This window comes from Ralstonia sp. A12, from assembly GCF_000801955.1.
Lineage (GTDB): Bacteria > Pseudomonadota > Gammaproteobacteria > Burkholderiales > Burkholderiaceae > Ralstonia.
Genome location: NZ_JSZO01000013.1, coordinates 100,722 through 118,260 on the forward strand (window position 1 = coordinate 100,722; position 17,539 = coordinate 118,260).

At 58.8% G+C, this 17,539-nt stretch carries 20 protein-coding genes; 18 read left to right on the forward strand and 2 right to left on the reverse strand.

Annotated features, from left to right (window positions below; genetic code table 11):
• Positions 1 to 106: 106 nt before the first annotated feature.
• On the reverse strand, positions 107 to 1,696 hold the full coding sequence (locus tag PI87_RS16430; RefSeq protein ID WP_039598788.1) for a hypothetical protein: 1,590 nt from the start codon (positions 1,694 to 1,696) through the stop codon (positions 107 to 109).
• A gap of 402 nt (positions 1,697 to 2,098) precedes the next feature.
• Between PI87_RS16430 and PI87_RS29850 the strand changes: the two genes are divergently transcribed.
• The 12 genes from PI87_RS29850 to PI87_RS16485 all read left to right on the forward strand — a co-directional run bounded on the left by PI87_RS29850 (position 2,099) and on the right by PI87_RS16485 (position 11,876).
• The gene (locus tag PI87_RS29850; RefSeq protein ID WP_269746647.1) at positions 2,099 to 2,233 is read left to right on the forward strand and encodes a hypothetical protein; all 135 of its coding nucleotides are present in this window, start codon (positions 2,099 to 2,101) and stop codon (positions 2,231 to 2,233) included.
• On the forward strand, positions 2,230 to 2,562 hold the full coding sequence (locus PI87_RS16435) for a hypothetical protein (RefSeq protein ID WP_039598883.1): 333 nt from the start codon (positions 2,230 to 2,232) through the stop codon (positions 2,560 to 2,562). The genes PI87_RS29850 and PI87_RS16435 overlap by 4 nt, the downstream gene beginning before the upstream one ends.
• Before the next feature lie 89 nt (positions 2,563 to 2,651).
• A complete protein-coding gene (locus tag PI87_RS16440) occupies positions 2,652 to 3,623 on the forward strand; it encodes a DUF932 domain-containing protein (RefSeq protein ID WP_039598789.1) in 972 nt (323 codons plus the stop codon).
• Positions 3,624 to 3,701: 78 nt separating this feature from the next.
• Complete coding sequence (locus PI87_RS16445; protein WP_039598790.1) at positions 3,702 to 4,700, forward strand: YqaJ viral recombinase family nuclease; 999 nt, start codon at positions 3,702 to 3,704, stop codon at positions 4,698 to 4,700.
• Between the two features lie 12 nt (positions 4,701 to 4,712).
• Positions 4,713 to 5,630 (forward strand): recombination directionality factor, encoded by a 918-nt coding sequence (locus PI87_RS16450; protein WP_039598791.1) that lies wholly within the window; start codon positions 4,713 to 4,715, stop codon positions 5,628 to 5,630.
• Positions 5,627 to 6,613: a hypothetical protein gene (locus PI87_RS16455; protein WP_039598792.1), complete on the forward strand. Its 987-nt coding sequence runs from the start codon at positions 5,627 to 5,629 to the stop codon at positions 6,611 to 6,613. The genes PI87_RS16450 and PI87_RS16455 overlap by 4 nt, the downstream gene beginning before the upstream one ends.
• Positions 6,614 to 6,681: 68 nt before the next feature.
• Positions 6,682 to 6,927 (forward strand): hypothetical protein, encoded by a 246-nt coding sequence (locus PI87_RS16460; protein ID WP_039598793.1) that lies wholly within the window; start codon positions 6,682 to 6,684, stop codon positions 6,925 to 6,927.
• Positions 6,928 to 7,307: 380 nt separating this feature from the next.
• Entirely contained in the window at positions 7,308 to 8,048 is a 741-nt protein-coding gene (locus tag PI87_RS16465) for a hypothetical protein (protein WP_039598794.1), read from the forward strand.
• 57 nt (positions 8,049 to 8,105) lie between these two features.
• Positions 8,106 to 8,738: a DUF2971 domain-containing protein gene (locus PI87_RS16470; protein ID WP_039598795.1), complete on the forward strand. Its 633-nt coding sequence runs from the start codon at positions 8,106 to 8,108 to the stop codon at positions 8,736 to 8,738.
• A gap of 41 nt (positions 8,739 to 8,779) precedes the next feature.
• Positions 8,780 to 10,156: a hypothetical protein gene (locus PI87_RS16475; protein WP_157003157.1), complete on the forward strand. Its 1,377-nt coding sequence runs from the start codon at positions 8,780 to 8,782 to the stop codon at positions 10,154 to 10,156.
• 436 nt (positions 10,157 to 10,592) lie between these two features.
• Positions 10,593 to 11,315 carry a glycine zipper 2TM domain-containing protein gene (locus PI87_RS16480; RefSeq protein ID WP_039598797.1) on the forward strand — a complete coding sequence of 241 codons (723 nt, stop codon included), beginning with the start codon at positions 10,593 to 10,595 and terminating at the stop codon, positions 11,313 to 11,315.
• 258 nt (positions 11,316 to 11,573) lie between these two features.
• Positions 11,574 to 11,876, forward strand: a complete 303-nt coding sequence (locus PI87_RS16485) for a hypothetical protein (protein WP_039598798.1) — start codon at positions 11,574 to 11,576, stop codon at positions 11,874 to 11,876.
• A gap of 3 nt (positions 11,877 to 11,879) precedes the next feature.
• On the opposite strand, the gene PI87_RS16490 is transcribed toward PI87_RS16485, so the two are convergent.
• Positions 11,880 to 12,137, reverse strand: a complete 258-nt coding sequence (locus PI87_RS16490) for a helix-turn-helix domain-containing protein (protein ID WP_029240340.1) — start codon at positions 12,135 to 12,137, stop codon at positions 11,880 to 11,882.
• A 67-nt stretch (positions 12,138 to 12,204) separates the two neighbouring features.
• Here PI87_RS16490 and PI87_RS16495 point away from each other — a divergent pair, with 67 nt between their 5' ends.
• The 6 genes from PI87_RS16495 (at position 12,205) to PI87_RS16520 (ending at position 17,526) form a co-directional block, all read left to right on the forward strand.
• The gene (locus tag PI87_RS16495; protein WP_039598799.1) at positions 12,205 to 12,582 is read left to right on the forward strand and encodes a hypothetical protein; all 378 of its coding nucleotides are present in this window, start codon (positions 12,205 to 12,207) and stop codon (positions 12,580 to 12,582) included.
• A 101-nt stretch (positions 12,583 to 12,683) separates the two neighbouring features.
• Positions 12,684 to 14,504: a hypothetical protein gene (locus PI87_RS16500; RefSeq protein WP_157003158.1), complete on the forward strand. Its 1,821-nt coding sequence runs from the start codon at positions 12,684 to 12,686 to the stop codon at positions 14,502 to 14,504.
• Between the two features lie 171 nt (positions 14,505 to 14,675).
• A complete protein-coding gene (locus PI87_RS16505; protein WP_052321573.1) occupies positions 14,676 to 15,743 on the forward strand; it encodes a toxin-antitoxin system YwqK family antitoxin in 1,068 nt (355 codons plus the stop codon).
• A 290-nt stretch (positions 15,744 to 16,033) separates the two neighbouring features.
• Positions 16,034 to 16,360: a hypothetical protein gene (locus PI87_RS16510; protein WP_039598800.1), complete on the forward strand. Its 327-nt coding sequence runs from the start codon at positions 16,034 to 16,036 to the stop codon at positions 16,358 to 16,360.
• A gap of 35 nt (positions 16,361 to 16,395) precedes the next feature.
• A complete protein-coding gene (locus PI87_RS16515; RefSeq protein ID WP_039598801.1) occupies positions 16,396 to 16,848 on the forward strand; it encodes a hypothetical protein in 453 nt (150 codons plus the stop codon).
• Positions 16,849 to 17,166: 318 nt separating this feature from the next.
• Entirely contained in the window at positions 17,167 to 17,526 is a 360-nt protein-coding gene (locus PI87_RS16520) for a hypothetical protein (protein WP_039598802.1), read from the forward strand.
• Positions 17,527 to 17,539 lie beyond the last annotated feature (13 nt).

A 17,539-nucleotide genomic window follows, 5' to 3' on the forward strand; every position in this document is an offset into this window, starting at 1 on the left:
GCGTCGATGACGGTCCTGATGAGTCTGTGCTCAGTAGGCGGACGTATGATGGCAACTGGCATCATCGACGGCATGAGTGGGGAGTCACGCGAACGGTCCGATATGCTTACGCCTTAATAGCCTTAACACTCACGATTGCAGACATCCACTCCTCGTGGGTTATATTGAGTCGACGAAGTATTTGACCGGCGAGAAATGACGGAATAGTCGGATTCGGGCCATAGTGGCTACCAAGCCTAAATGGATGAGCGCCCCCTCTCAACAGCTTCTTCTCAGAGCCCTTTCCCTGCACAATCTCGACGTCGCATGCTCGTAAGAGCTTGAAGAAACGACTCCGTCTTATCTGCGGTAGGCGCGTCTTTGCAGCCGCAGGGTCGATATGGGAATCTCGGTCTACGGTTGGCGTCAAATCGCTGGCAAGCTCATCTTCGGCTTGGGCTTCGCGTACCCACGACGCATAGATCGCAATCTCGTTGGCGACCAGTTGATCGGAATCGGGCTCATCCGATGTAACGGCAAGCTCGGACTCGCCGGTCCGAGCTTTCGGGCCGCCAACGCCGACCTTCAGATAGTCATCGACGACTCGCGCGTGGATCTGTTCAAGCATCCAACACGCTATGCTCAGCGCGGCGTCAGAACCAAGGGCGCGTCCGAGTGTCAACCAAGGGTGCATCATGTAGCTGAAACTGCCGTCAAATCCGACGTTGATCGCCCCTCTAAAAGCGTTTGTCTCAAGATCGCGTCGCATATCCTCTTCGCTGTCGGAGAAAAAGAACACTCCGAATCCGTGCGAGGCGATAAAACGGAATGCAGCCCAACACGCCGTACCGGGAATCGCAAACATATACCGCGAAGCTCTTCCCGAAGCGCAAAGATACGGCGATGCTTCGAGTAGATCGCCCACATACCCGTGAAAGCGATCTAGCAAGTCATCTCTTGATTCTGCGTAACCCTCGGCCTCCAGAAAATTGGTAAGCGGCCTTGCAATTATCTCGTTGATGTACTGAACGGGCTCCACGCCGAAGAGATTTATATCCCGAGAAATCGCCTCTTCATGATCTGGATTTGACACAACCGTGCCCACGAGGCGTGGGTAATGTGGTGGCTCGTCCTCGTGTATCAGCGCCGCATAACCTGATTTCAGGAAACACGCCTCGATCAAGAGATAGACCATACAGTCGATCGCATCCGACCACACTCGTTGGTACATGCGATCATCGCCGTGCGCGATCCGAGTATCGATGTCTCGCACGAAAGCATCGAAGAGGTCGATGTAAGTCTCAAAAGGATTGTTTTGGATTCGCCGGCGGCAACGATAAACCACCTGACGAATCACGGACTCCGTCCAAAGAAGGACGCGTTCACTCAAGTCCAGTAATTCAATGTCTGCGATCAGAAGTGCTGTAACGGTCCGCATGGAGCGCCCGACAAATTGATTGTTCAATTGCCGGGTCTCCTCAATGAGATCATTTCCCTGATCTCGCAGATCGAGACTCAAAAACTCAGTAAGCTCTCGGGGCAGCATCAAGACTGGCTGTTCTCTGATTATCCAGTCCCCGAACTGAACAACAGCGTGCTGATATTGATCGAGCGGTGTCACTGCTTCGCGTCTGAGTACCTTGGAATCTTCTTCCCTTATGCGCTTCGCAATCAATTGAGTAGGTAACTGAGCTATGACGTCGCGTTGGTTTTTCATTTCCTAGGATTCACACGTTCGATCTGTTACTTGGACTGTTCACGCTCGATTATCGACGAAGTCTCATGTTCCGTGCCGCCCATCCAAGGGGATGCCTGGCGCAACATCGAGATTCGGGGCATCCAGTAAATGCGGCGTCGATCGTTGGAGCACGCATCAAGGGTTCGTCGATTCAAAAAAATTTCACGCATATATCACAGCAGCGAGCAACAGCTAACGCGACCGCTCCGTCTGCGCCAACCCCGGCACGGGCGTTCCTTCATTTTAGGAGTCCGGTGTGCTCCCAATTTCTCCACTCGAATATCTGATCGCGTTCGCCCTCGCTTATCTAAGCGGAGTGCTGTGGTCGATCTGCTTCTGCAAGTACGTTGGCAAGGTCCGACGGGAGGCGACGTGTCATGCGTGACCATCGTTCGCTGCTTCCGCCTGACGATGATGATGAATGGCCGTACCCCCATCAGCCGCCTGACGCATTCGCGAGACATCCATCGCACGAACCTGAACCGCCTCGCTATCGGCCCGATACGGGCGAATTGATCTACGCCTGTCCGGCCTGCGAGTCGTTCCGCACCGAGCCCCGCCATCTTGCTCGCCGCATTGGCGGCGCACTCGGCGCGGCGGCGGGAGGCACCAGCGCAGCCGCGGCCTCACTCTCCGGCGCCGAGATCGGTGCGGCAGCAGGCACGCTGGGTGGTCCGTTAGGCGTGCTGTGCGGCAGCATCGCCGGCGCAATCATCGCTGGCTTGGCCGGCGCCGCTGCCGGCTGCGCAACCGGCGCGGCACTCGGACAGACCTTGGACAACACGGTCCTTCTCAACTGGTGCTGTCGCGCTTGCGGCCACCACTTCTCCAACCGGCCGGGCTGAACAGCCTCCCGTTCTCTTTTCCCTGATTTGTTTCTCTGTCGCCCGGCCCTGTGTCGGGCTTTATGCCTTCTCTATTTCAAGGACCCAATATGCATCTCGTTTCGTCCATGGCCTGGACCGGCCAGCAACCGTGGCACGGCCTCGGCAACAAGCTCGCGCCCAACCAACCGATCGAAGTGTGGGCCGAACGCGCCGGCATGAACTGGCGCATCGAGTCGTCGGAGGTCCGCTTCGTCTCGGGCAACGCCAGTTCCAGCATCGGTGCCATCCACGCTTTCCCAGATCAGAAGGTGCTCTACCGCTCGGACACCAAAGCGCCGCTTTCTGTTGTTTCCGCGCGGTATCAGGTCGTGCAACCGTTGGAGGTGCTTGATTTCTACCGGGATTTGACTGAAGTCGGTGGGTTCGAGCTGGAGACTGCCGGTGTGCTCAAGGAAGGCCGTAAGTTCTGGGCGCTTGCCAAAACCGGACATTCCGGCACCCTCAAGGGCAAGGACACGATCAATGGGTACCTACTGCTCGCCACGGCCTGCGATGGCACGCTGGCAACTACCGCACAGTTCACGTCGATCCGCGTGGTCTGCAACAACACGCTTCAGATTGCGCTCGGTGATGGGACTGGCGCCGTCAAGGTGCCGCACCGCAGCCAGTTCGACGCCCAAGCGGTGAAACGCCAGCTCGGTATCGCCGTCTCTTCCTGGGACGCCTTCATGGCCCGTACCAAGGCGTTGGCTGAGCGCAAGGTGACCAATTCGGCCGCAGAAACCTTCTTCCGGCGCGTGCTGACTTACCCGACCACCAATCCGTCCGATCGTGCTGCAGTCGCAGTCAACGAACGGGCGATCAAGGCCGTCGAGCAGCTTTACGCTGGCCGTGGTAAGGGGGCGCAGTTGCCGTCTGCATCGGGTACAGCGTTTGGCTTGCTGAATGCGGTAACTGAATTTTGCGACCACCACCGCCGGGCACGCAGCGACGATCACCGTCGTGATGCGGCCTGGTTTGGGCAAGGTGCGGCTATCAAGCAGCGCGCCTGGGACGAAGCGCTCCGGCTCGTGGTGTAGCCATCTTTCCCTCCCTCTTTCCTTATCTGCCGGCCCGGTCGAGTGCGCTCACCGGGCCTTCTTCTTTTTGGAGGCTGCATGAGTGCCCTCGAACCCATCCGACCCAGGCCCCGGCGCGCTGCATTGAAGCTGGTCAAGACGACCGAGCTGTCTCGCGCCGACTGGCTGGAAGTCCGTCGAACTGGCATCGGTGGATCAGATGCCGCAGCGGCGGTTGGCTTGAATCCGTTCAAGTCGCAAACCGAACTCTGGCTGGAGAAAGTTGGCCGTGCGGCGGATCTGCCCAAGCCCGACCCCAACGACACAAGTGAGCCCGTATTTTGGGGATCAATGCTTGAGCCCATCGTAGCCGCCGCCTACACGCTGAAAACGGGGCGGCGCGTGCGCAAGGTTAACGCGGTACTGCGACACCCCGAAGTGCCGTTCATGTTGGCAAATCTCGACCGGGAAGTCGTTGGAGTGCCCGATGTCCACATTCTGGAATGCAAGACGGCGGGCGAGTTCGGCGCCCGCCACTGGCAGGACGGTGTGCCGGAATACGTGCAGCTACAGGTGCAGCATCAGCTAGCCGTCACCGGCAAGCGTGCTGCCGATGTGGCCGTGCTGCTGTGTGGACAGCAATTGGCCGTGTACCGCATCGAGCGCGACGATGAGCTGATCGCGCGACTGATTCAACTGGAAGGCGAGTTCTGGCGGTACGTGGAAACCGACACTCCACCACCGGGGGACGGCTCCGAATCCGCCGACCGGGCGCTGCGCTGCCTCTATCCACGGGACAGCGGCGGCACGGTGGATTTCTCGGACGACCGCCAGCTATCGGCAACCTTTGCTGATCTGGTTGCCGTCCGTGAGCAGATCGAAACACTGGAAGTGGCCGCTGCGAAGCTTAAGCAGTCTATCCAGTTCGCCATGGGTGACGCCTCACGGGCGCTGTTCGATACCGGCGAAGTCACCTTCCGACGCAGTAAGGACAGCGCCAGCACCGACCTGGAACGGTTGCTTGCCGACCACCCCGAGCTTGCGCAGCAGTACGCCATTCCGAAAGCCGGCTCACGCCGCTTCCTCATGTACCCCTAACGGAGTTTCCCCATGTTGAAAGGACTCGCGATAACGCCGCCCGTCATCGGGCGGATTTCTATCGGCCGCGTGGTCGAGAAGAACGGCAGGCGTCTGCCGGAGAAGGACGACGCTTTCACACTCACTACCCAAGTGCAGCAGCGTGGGGAGTGGGTACTGCACCCGCTCAATGAGTCGTTGCGCAAAGCCACACCGGGCAAGCTGCGATCGATCCCCGTTCGGATGCTTTTCAATGATCCCGACCTGAACCTGCGCGCCGAGTACACATTGTTCGACCGGGAAACAGGGAGGCCAGTCTGTGTCGGCAATGGCGAACGCTGCAAGCGGGTGGAAGAAGGCGGAATTGCCATCCTGCCCTGTCCGTCGCCGGAAGGGTGTCAGTTCGGCGGTCCTGGCGGCTGCAAGCCGTACGGGCGGCTCAACGTCAGCGTCGGAGACACGGACGACGAGCTTGGGTCGTTCGTGTTCAGAACCACAAGCTTTAACTCGATCCGTACGCTGGCTGCGCGGCTTCGGTATTTCAACGCAGTGTCCGGCAACCTGCTGGCCTGCCTGTCGCTCAGGCTGGTGTTGCGGGGCAAGTCGACCGCTCTGAGCTACAGAGCCGCGATCTACTACGTCGATCTGGCGGTTCGGGAAGGAGCCACCCTGGAAGCCACGATTGCGGAGGCGCGCGAGCTGGATGCGCGTCGCAAGGCGGCAGGGTTCGATCAAGCAGCCCTGGATGCTGCGGCCAAGGCAGGCTTTGCCAACGGCGCCTTCGAAGACAGTCCGGAGGAAGCCGCTGCCGTCGCCGAAGAGTTCTTTCCCGAGCCGACGGGCGGCAGCACCGATGCCGGTAGCGCGGACACACCCGGCGAGCCCAAGCCATCCACGTTGCGCGACAAGCTGGATCGCAAGGCGGCCTTGCTAGGAGGGACTGCCGCATGATCCGGCTGTCCTGCTGGGTGCTGTCGATCGGGGCAACTGGCACCGCAATCTGCCTGTCGGTCCTAGCTGGCTGGCAGCGCGGCGGATCGCTGGCCGAGCGGCTGATGTGGTTGTCTATCGGGGTCGTGCTGGTGGCGAGCGCACATCTGCTGCCAGCCCTGGTACGTGATTCGCCATACCGGGTGCGTGCGGTGGCTGGCGTGTTGTGGCTGGCTTGCATGGCGACAGCTTGTTTCGGTCATGCAAGCTTCTTCCTGCTAGCTCAGCGTCATGCTGGGGACCTGCGCGCCGTGGCGGTTCCGGTAGTTGAGTCCGCATCAACTGGTCGCAGTCTCACGGCGGTCATGGGGGAACGGGCCAGCGTCACTGCACGACTGGCGGCGGCCAACACACAGCGCTGTACTGGCAACTGCACGACGCTGGAAGCCCGTCGAGTCACGCTGACTGCCAAGCTCGATGCGCTGGACGCCGAAGCCGGAGACATCCAACGCCAGCAGACAGCAGATGACCGGGCCGTGGCTCGGCGTGACGCTCTGGTAGCCGATCCGGTCACGGCGCGACTGGCAGTGTTACTGGGTACGACTGTCACTCGCATCGATCTGGTGTCGGGGCTGGCATTTGCTGCAGTACTGGAAGGCGTCGCCTGCCTGCTGTGGACGATCGCGCTGCGATCACGGCCGCCGGTCCCGGACGCCGTGCCAGACGTGGTATCCGTCACGGTCAGTCATCCGCCAGTCGTGGCGAGTCACGAGCCTGAGTCCGGGAGCCACAAAGTGGAGACGGGGAGACACCCCCCCGTTAGCGAGCCGTTCACGCCGTTACCGGCAAGCGACCCACCCGACGCCGACGTGACCCAACTCGCACAGGACGTCGTGGCAGGACGAGTCCGCCCGACCGTGGCTGACATCCGCCGTCACCTGGGCTGCTCACAGGCCCGCGCCTTGGCGTTGCGTCGGCAGCTTGTGGTGCTCGACTCAACCTAAGGGCATATAAGCCGGGGCTTCGGTCCCGGCTCTCTTTTCTCTTATCTACCCGACATAGGGACAAAGCCATGCCGAAACCCAAAACCAACATCGATTTTGTCTGCGAGCTGATGGACTTCTCGTGCTTCGGGCCACTGGCGCAGATGTTCGTGATTGATGCGCTCTCGAAGTGGTCCGACAAGATCGCGCAGACACCGATCGAGGAGTTGCGCAAGGCGTTCGAGGGCAATCCACTGATCAGTGCCGAAGCCTGGCAGGGCGTGGCCCGCGAGATCAAGGAAAAGCTCGATGCCTACTTCACTCGGCAGAACTGACATGCCCAACTCCGCTGCACTGATCGGGAGAACCACCGGCATGCACTCTTCGGGACATTCTTGATGGTTCATCGCCGATCTGCGGGACAGAGCGCCCCAAAGCGCGGGCTTCCGGCGACCGCAGGCGGCCGTAGTCGACCCGTGTCCGCCGTTCCAGGCAATGATCGTGTAACGACCACTATTGGGTGTGCAGCGGCCGTTTGCCTCTTGGAGTTGATCAGCAAGGTTCTTCCGACAATCACCACCGGTCACAACTAGATTTGTCTGTGCGTACGAGCGGATTGATACTCTGCTACAAACAGCATGAGCCGTCGGCACTGATCATTCTTGAGCAGGGGCGATGATCCGCCCACGCGGAAGCCAATCAAAAAAGGGCTACTATGGAAGTAAAATATTTTTTGGAGCGGCGAACGAGATTCATTCGCGAATTTTATGACCAGTCGACTGCCCCATTCTTGGATATCATCCGGAAAATCGAAGCGGAAGAAGCTCCTTTCGAAGTTCCGCCCGACTATGGTTATGATGACGAGGGTGAATACATCGGAACTGGTGAACCTGCGTTCATGACCGAATGGCTGAATGCTCAGGATGCAATCCAGATACAGGGACGCTCCTGCTTGTCGATGCTCGCCGCATCGCTGAATCTGTACTTCACGACATGGGCGCATCAACTCGGTGTCAAGCCCCCTAAGAAGAAAAAGAATGAAGGATGGCTTCAGGCGTATCAGCGAGTCCTAACGGAACGTGCGGGAATTCTCTGGGATACCTGCCCGCTAAGACTGGCACTGATTGAACAAATTGTGCTGGCGCGTAACCGGGACCAGCACCCCGATAACATCACTGCTCTCGACATACGTCATGGCGAAGATGATATTCGAAAGTACCCGCAATTGTTCTTTGTCAGTGAAAGCGAAGCTGAGATGCTCCAGGCTGCTGGCGAGGGTGACTCCAACGAGAACGATGCGTTTAAATGGATGATTGCTCCGGCTGTGAGCGTTGATCGTGAAAAGCTGTTTTCCGCTGTCGCCGAGGTCGAAAAGCTGTGCGACTGGCTTGAGGAGCAACTTTTTGAGGCAAAGTATCCCGGTTCCATTTCCGAGCGTTCGCCTCGTGGTTCGTAGTCTGTCGCCGGGAAACTCGGTATAACCGTAGGACGCATTCAGCAGCAAGAGGTCTACATGAAACTGAGACGTTACACAAACATTCCCTCGCTGATTTACCTGTTGCAGAACAAGGCGATCACACTCTTGAGTCCGGCGACATGGGATGACACCAACGACTCACATTCGCTAGATGTCTATAAGAAGAAGCTTAAATTGCAAACCGTCCTCGCGCTATGCTTCACGGAAACGTCAGAGACTTATCATCATTGGCACGTCTTTGCAGGTGGCAACGGCGGCGCTTGCATCGTGTTTAATAGGGGGCGATTATTGAACGCGCTTGACGAATATGAGGGCATAAAACATCAGAGCGTGGAATACAGGACGTTGCGACAGATGAATGATGGTGGTGCGACCGTCGATGAACTTCCGTTCGTTAAACGCGCTGGCTTCTCGGATGAATGTGAATTCAGAGTGGTGTATGAGAGCGCAACCGAGAAGCGAAGTAGCATCGACATGCCCATTCCTTTGAGCGCAATCGACAGTATCTACCTCAACCCTTGGCTGGGTCGTCCTCTCGTCGAGGCGACAAAAATAGCGCTCAATTCCATCGCTGATTGTGATGGGATAAATATCCTGCGCTCCACACTGGTTGGGAGCCGCGTGTGGAAAGATGCAGTGAGCGATGCTGCCAATAAGATGGCAGATTAGACATAGTAAAAATATTGAAAGAAATTGTGAATATAGACAAGATGATCGAGGATTTCCGCCGCGGTAAAGTCGATCTTGACTGCAAGCGGATGGTTCTCAGCCAGAACAAAGAAGGCGGGGAGCGCTACGAGGGTAAGGGCTACATCAGGCAAGCCGAAGACGACGTACTCGTCTACAAGCTGTATATCACTAAGGTTGAAAACGCGACGCCACACAACTATGTCGCCACGATGCTGAACCACCAACTCGGTACGTTGCATGGCGACGAAATGCATTACAACCTTACCGCCGAAACATATGACGGGACAACGGTATCGGCGACGCGAATCTATCCCAATGTCTCATGGGGAGCATCGGCCGGCGCCGCTGAAATTGCGATTGGCAAACTTCAATCGCTCACCGCTAAGATTGAATTTCCTGAGGTACATCATTGTCTGGAGCTGTATTTCTTCGAAGAGCACGAGGTGCCTCTGCACGAAATGAGCGAAGCAGAGGAGCATGGCCAAAAGTGTTGGACGCTCGACACCACGAAATTTGAGGCTTGCGGCGCAAAATTTACAGTGAAGGTCAGAAAAGGCTCTGGTCTAACGGCTTTTGAAGCAACTTCCGCGTCCGCTCTTCACTCGTCATTTCACCTCCGGGTACAGGAGGCGCTCCAGTATATGACGGGCAAATCAGCAACGTACCGGGCACGGGTCACATGTAGCCCGGGACTCCAGATGCTGGAGCTTGTATCACCGGGACAAGCGTCATTGCGGCCGCACTTTTGTCCGCCTATTGCGCTCGCAGCATGGGAGTACAGGACGCATGGATGGAAGCTCTTTTCAGCTTACTTGGCCTATGTGTTGAAAAATACGCAGGATACTTATTGGAATCCGCTTGCTTACCATTTGCACAACGCTCGCGAATCGAGTGCTAATTCGATCGATGCTTGGGCAATCGGGGTCTCCGTTGCGCTCGAAGCCGTTGCGAGTTTGGTAGCGCTAAAGGCTGACCCAGATAACGAAAAAAAGGTCGCCGCGTTCCAGCAGTTGATGTTTGACTATATTGCGACTTTGTTGGGGTACGAGGGTGTCGCGCAACGCATGGAGGGGCTCATCAAGGGGCTCAGCGCTTCGCGACCTCAAGACGCTCTACACGCACTTGCGCATGACGGCTTCATAACTAAGAAGTACGTCGCGGCCTGGGGCCAGCTACGGAACCGGCATGTTCATCCGAAGATCAAGGATCTGAACAAACCGGATCAGAAGCAACAGCAGAAAATGATTGATCGCATACATTGCGTTCACGTACTTCTTGCGCAACTAACTTTCCACCTCATCGGATACGATGGCCCCTATACCGATTACGGTGCCAAAGGGTTTCCGCAAGAGACGTATCCGTTGCCGGCGCCCGCTCACGGTAGCAGCCCGGAGTAGCGCGTTGTGGTTTTTGCCAGGACGGTAGATTGATGGTTCGCCACTTCTAGGTGGGCCTTTTTCTTGGCCGCGAATCGGTCGGACTTTGCGCCGGTGTCCGCTCTCCGTTCCAGAACGGACCTCCGATCGTTCGGTCACACGCGGGAACCAATGACTGGCTATGGCCGAACTCGACCTGTCGGTCGGGCCATGGGTGCTTCGCCAACAATCGGCGACGCCACGTCTTATGCGCAGTGCAGATGCCAATCGCACGCATACCCCCACCATTTGTAACATCGTCAGGGTTCCACGCCTTACCCGGAAAGCGCTCAACCCATTGATTTGTAGGCGGAATCGAGCAGTACAGATTCTCACAAATTAAAACGGAATCCAATCGGTCGATCGACCAAACTTTCTCCATCAACAGACCACATGCATTGGTCACGGGAGAACGAAGATGAACAACATGCAACCGAACACCCAGGGTCAACAATATGCCGGCGCGTCGCTGGGCCAAGTGCCGCAGTCGCGCCGCATGCATCCGCTGATGGCCGGTGCTGCCGTCGCGGTGATCATCGCAAGCGTGACGGCCGTGGCCGCCATCACTGGCGTGCTGCCCACCTCCAAGGCCACGCAGGGCAGTACCAACCCGAACGTTGCCGCGCAATCGGCCTCCGCACCACTGGCACTGGCTGCGCCCGGCCAGACTGCACCGAGCCAAGCAGCCCCGGCCTATCCGACACAGCCGAACGCGGTACGGCACGCGGTGCATCACCCGGCACCGTCGTATGCGGAACGTAACCCACCGTCGAACGCCGACTATGCGCAGCCGCGCCCGGCCGTCAACCCGTATGCGGGTCAGGTGACCGCCGTCACGCCGATCACCACGCAGCAAGGTAACGAAACCGGTCTGGGCATGATTGGAGGCGCAGTAGTAGGTGGCCTGCTGGGTAATCAGGTTGGCCGAGGCAATGGCCGCACGCTGGCGACCGTCGCCGGCGCAGTGGGCGGTGGTTATGCAGGCCACGAAGCGGAAAATTACTACCACCGCGACACGTCCTACAACGTCAGCGTGCGCATGGACAACGGCGCCACCCGTACCTTCACGTATAAGGCCGCGCCGGGCTTCCAGGTAGGCGACCGCGTGCATGTGGAAAACGGCAGCCTGGCAGCGGGCTAACCGCTGCACGCTGCCACAGGCAACAAGAAACCGGCCCTCGGGCCGAATGCGGTTCAGTTAAGCGCAGCGTCAGAAACAAGCAAAGAGGTCGCTCCAGCAAATCGGAGCGGCCTTTTTTTGTGCCCTTAACTTGATGGCAATGCAGGCATAAAGCCGGGCTTCGCGCCCGGCTTTCTCTTCATTCAATTTCCCCAATCCCGACGACCCTGCATCCGGCTCCGCCGGAGGCCGGCGCTCGTCCATTTTCAGGAGCGCGTTATGACAGAACCCTCTTTACCCGCATTGCCTCCACCGCGCCTGCCACTCGGGCAACTGGTGGCGACCCCCGCCGCTATTGCCGCTTTGGCTGTGGCCGACGTGTCAATTTTCAAACTGCTGAACCGCCACGCCCGGGGCGACTGGGGCGATCTCTCATCCGAAGATCTCGCACTGAACGACCTCGCAGCCATCACCGGCCAGCGTGTGCTGTCCTGCTACTTGCTGGGGAGTGGACAGAAGGTGTGGATCATCACCGAATGGGACCGGTCCGTGACGACCGTCCTGCTGCCTGACGACTACTAACCGTCAGCGCGGCAACGCCGACATCGGCTTGTCCAGAAGGGTGTCGATGAACGCGTGCGGGTCTGCTTCCAGCACCCGCAGAAAATCGAGTAGTTCAACTACGTCCAAGCGGCGAGCGCCGCTCTCGACCTTGGACACGAAGGCTTGGGGCCGTCCGATCCGATCAGCAACGTCCTGCTGCAGCCAACCGCGCTGCTTGCGCAGGTCGGTGAGCAGCGTCGCAATCCGCTGATAGCGAGGGTCGTGAATCGGGTGGGCCATGCCAAACATTCTAGATACACATACGCGATATTCTCTATCCGTATACGATATATTCAGGGGGATTCACATGTTTCAACTCGTTTGGCTGTCCGGTGCTGCTGCGACAGCGCTCGCCATCGTGCTCGACATGCGCCGGCTGCGCACGAACCACGTCGGTCTGCCCGCTGCGGGCTGGGTTTTCGCCTCCGCCTGCATTGGGCCAGTTGCAGGCGCGGCATACCTGCTCCAGCGCCGGGCAGCACGGCGTGCGCTGATCGATGCGGCCTGGGCACTCGTCGGAGATGCCAACCAACCCGCGCACGTGCGTCGCGAACGGCTGATCGCGCTGGAGCGTAGCGGCGTGTTGGGCATGCCGATCTTCCGAGCATGCCTGGCAGTGCTGGACGCGGAGATCGCAGACCCACTGCACGCAACGACCGAGGAGGATGCCGACCACTCCATGTAAAGGGCCAACCAAGCCACGCAATACACATCCGCAGGAATGCCCATCCGGTTTCTTGTCGAGACGGGCATTCGCTTCGTACAACACAACAGGGGGTCTACAAATTGAACACCACTCGAAATCTGGGCATTCCCAAGCTCGTGCTGAGCGCCATGATGGCTGCCGTTCTGGCAGCCTGCGGCGGAGGCGGCGACGGCAGTTCCACCACTTCAAGCTCAACCCCACCTGCTGCCACAACCCAGCAACTGACCGGCAAGGCCATTGACGGCTACCTGAGCGGCGCGATGGTTTGCTTCGACAACGGTCACGGTGCCTGCGATCCGACGCTGCCGGAGGCGGTGACGGACATCAACGGCAACTACACGCTGAACGTGTCGGGCGACATGACCGGCAAGCACCTGCTCGCCGTCGTGCAGGCCGGCAACGTTGATACCACGACGAACACGACCTTCCAGCAGGGCTTCCTGCTGTCGGCTATCGTCGGCGGTGCCAACCAGAACATCACCCCGCTCACGTCGATGGTGGTTGCGCAGATGGCGGCTGGGAAATCGCAAGCGGATGCGACGGCTACGGTGCAGGCGCTGGCCAGCGGTGCTGATGTCAACGGCGACTACATCGCTGCTGGCAACGCTCCGGTGGCAACGCTCGCTTCCCAGACGGTCGGCGTGCTGCAGGCTTATGGCGGCACCACCACCACGGCTGCGGCCAACGTGCTGAATGCCGTGGTCGCTACGGGCTCTCCGGCGGCGGTGACGGCTTCGTCGGTGGCGCAGCAAGCGGCAGCCAACGGCACGCCCGTTGATCCCGCGACGGCACTGGCCCAACCGCTCTACGCGATGGAAGGTTATCTCGGCAGCGGTGGCACGCCGTTCTCGCACTATGGCCTGCAAGACGCGGTTGGTGTGCCGGTGCGGGATGCGTACACCCTGAGCGGCGGTACGCTCACGGTGCCGCAGCAACTGCACCAAGGCGGCTGGGTCAACGCCCCGCAAGTCGGCATGTTCGATTCGTACATCACGGGTGCTGGCCTGAGCAACCCGCTGTCATATGTGATGCCGCTTTCCGGTGGCTACGTGATGAAGGCCGATGGATCGCTGTCGGCATTCCTATCCAGCGACCAGATGCATCCGGGTTACGCCGTGAGTTCAACCAGCGGCAAGATCAGCGCCACCGATCAGCTGACCAATGACGCTGTGACGGTCTCGCTGTCGCAGGTGGACGTGAGCAATCAGCCGGTGTCCAGTGCACTGATCGTGCCGCCGACCAACGCCATCCGTCAGGCAATGGCTGGTGTTTTTGCTCCGGGTTCGACAGCCGTCTACGCCACCCTCCGGCACGCCAACGACCAGGCCATCGTCACCACCGGTGGTTGGGGTCCGGAATGGGTGAACGGAGCTGACGTATTCAACGCGGGCATCTTTGTCACGCCGGACAATGCACCGTCCACTGCCGTGCTAACCCTGGGTGATCCGTCGGTGATGGTGTCGATGACTGATGTCTCGCAAGTCGTCGGTAAATCCGCAGACGTGTCATACAACGTCCAGGCGCGCTCCTGCATTGTGTTGAACATCCAGGCAGGTGGTGTGGTGCAGTTGGCAGCAAGCGGCAAGTCGGGCTGCGACTACAGCAAGGTGTCGCTACCGGTTCAAGGGAAGTGGAGTATCTATCCGCGTAACAACAACCTCATGTTGATCAGCCTGCCGAAGTCGGCTACCGCTCTGGATATCAACCCGACGGTGAAGGGCGCCATCGCCAGCGGTGGCAATCTGATTGTGGCCCTCATCGCTGGCAAAGCGGCCATGGGCTACCTGTTCCCAGCATCTGTACCCCAGACCTACGAGCTGCTGACCGCAGCGCAATCGGATCTGGTCGCGGCTTCGATGCATGCAGCGGCCACGGCCCTCGGCATCACGCTGAATCCGTAAGCGCTTCCTTCTTGAAGCAAAGCCGGTCGGTGCAGACGATGCACTGACCGGCATATCGCGCTCGCTAACAGCAGGGAAATCCATTGGGCCTTGCTGTCCTTCCCGCTTCCACCCGGTTCGGCCCCGCTGTCATTGCGTCGGGGCTCGCCGAATCTCCCACTTCCCAAGATCATGAAACGCACCCTGACCAATAACGTCCTTTTCCTTCCGCTTGCAGCCTCACTGTTGATGACGGGTTGCAGTGACAAGATGCTCGACTACCGCAACGCTCAGATTAACAACGGCAAGGTTTATGCCGGTGACTCGAATACGCCGTTTTCCGGGACACTGACGAATGTTTCTGCCGGCCAGGTCCTAGCTGCGCAGAATGGCTTCGTTAAGCTGATGAATGTCGTGAACTACGACCTGCCGTCAACGACGGTCGGCGCGATGGGTCTCAGCTCGATCTGTGACGTTCACGTCAAGGATGGGAAACTCGACGGCAAGGCTACCTGCAAAACACCGCAATCGGACGCTGTACGCCTGCAAATGGTCTTCAAGGCGGGCGCGCTTGACGGCGATTTCGTGGTTTCCGATACCGACGGCCGGGAGCCCTTTGTTACCGTGACGTTCCGCAGTGGTCAGCCGGAGGGCGAACAGAAGGTCTATAGCCTGAAAACGCACAAGCTCGTGTACCGCAACAACTGGGAAAACGGCGTCGCGACCGGCGAGGAGGAGGGCTACTACGAAGATACTGGCAACCGCTACGTGCATGCGACGCGCGTCAACGGTCAGTACGACGGCGAGCTGCTCGTGTACGCCCCGGATGGCAAGCAGCTTATCCACCGGGTCACGTATGTTGCGGGAAAGAAGCAGGGGCCGGACGACCAGTACCATGCCACGACCGGCAAGCAGATCGGGCACGCCGACTGGGAGAACAATCAGATGAACGGTGTCGTCAAGACGTGGGACACCAACGGTAAGCTGCTTAAGGAAGTTACCTACGATCGCGGCACTCGTCTCGCGACTGCGGACGAGATCGCGGCGCAAGCGGCGGCCAATGCCCAAGCGAAGGCGACCCTTCAGGCGAACGCGGACAAGCAAAGTCAGGCGCAGGCCGTGACGGCGTGTTTCTCACAAAGCATCAATGCATACGACGCGCAGCACGGTGGCAGCGCCGCGTCCAACAGAACCATGGAGCAGACACGGGCGATGGAGCAGCAGTGCGAGCAATCAGTGGGGGCGGTTTCCGCGCATTGATACGCCTTAATTGCTCAGCCACGTGACTTTCCGACGCCGGCCCAACCCAACCAGCTAGAGCACCTTTCTGCCCATGCGCAGACGCCGGTAGGCCTTCGGGCCTACTGGCAGTCTCGCGCCTTCCTCTTTTTTTTTGCCAAGGGAGAGATGAAGGCGCCATGGAGCGCTACCGATTTGTCGGCTTTTCCGAAGAGCGGCTGGGTGATGTGGACTTCTTTTGCACTCGGATGTGACTTTTTCCATACTGTCCCGTTATGCGCGTGCAGTTTGACTGAACATCGGGGGAGCCTATGGCTACAGCAGTGACGGAAGTTGAAGTTCTTCGCCAGTACATCGATGGCGTTATGCAACGGGCTGATCATCACGCTCGGGGCGTCGATGAGGTCGCACTGGTGTTGATCGGCGCCATCCTCTGGCGCAAGGATGCGGACCAGGAGATCAAAGTACTGACGAATGTTCTTTGGGTCTACATCGGCGGCAACCGCTACGCCTTCTCGTACAACCATGACTCGGGCGAGATCGAGATGCGGGAGAACAGTACTCAGGGCGCCGTTAAGTACGTCTTCGACAACTCGGTGAGCGCGGCCCAGGTGAAGGCGCTTTTTGAAGGGCTGTAGGAAAACCTCTGAATCACCGAAGAAGGAAGACTCCTATGCAAATCGCGTTTGGAAAGCACGACGGCAAATCGTCCGAAGAGGTTTTTCTGAGGCATGGCTCCTACGTGAAATGGGTTCTCGGTCAAGCCAACGCAGGCTCCAGCCTCTCCTTGTTGCGCAAGGATTTCGAGAACCTGATCACAAAATTCGATGCGAAGCCAACGTTGAAGCCTTGTCATCATTGCACAGAGGAGGCAACGCTCGTGACGGCTTACTGGAACAGCGACTCAAGTCTCTACGCATGGTGCAACGACTGCGACCCGTACAGCGCTGGCGCGGATAAGGGCAAGCTCTATGTACTGCACAAAGTCCAGGACGCGTTCAAGCACGTCGAATTGCGCTGTGGAGGAAAACAGGGCGGATATGACCGGATTGTGCGGGCGCTCGCGCGTAGCAAAGGCCTGCCAGTCCGGGTGAGCGCTGCGGCAGCTAAGCAGTTCTTTGCCTAGGAAAGCCCGTGGCCTCAAAGCCCCGCATCCCGTTGGTCTTCGGCGTGTCCGCTGTTGTGGTGAGCGCCATTGGTGCTTGGGCGGTGTATCAGCAATTTGCGGATCACCTGACTTCGCAGAGCGCATCAACCCAGGTCGAACGGTTGGTTGCCAAACTGGCACCACGCGCCGAGTGTGAGCCTTTTCGCGCCAAGTTGTTAGCACAGGCACAAGCGAACCCGGCTGATGGCGCGACACAATACGCGATAGCCGAAGCTTGGGCAGGCGCTGGCCGAGCCGGTTGTGTCGCTAGATAAATATCAAGGGAAACGAGTCGCTATGGCGAGAGATCCCAAGAGCGTTGCACGTATTCAGGCAATCAAGGTAGAACTCTTGAGGATGAAGCCCGCCTCAAATGTAGGTGACGCGTGGCAGAGCATCTTCAATGCGGTGGCCTGTGCGGAAGCACAACAGCCAAAGAGCGATCGATGGACGATTGAGCCACTAAGTGCCCCAACCATAACGCGCTATGGCGATGAAACGGTCAGAGTGCCACTAATCGCGCACTGGATTTACCTCAACCGGAACGGTGCGATTCGCATTGTTGATCTTTGGGAGACGGATGACAGCGCAGCACCGTTCTTCGAGCTGCATGGGGCCGACGGCAAGCCATTTGCCAAGCCCCCATCTGCGCCGTAGCTCAGTCGTCGTT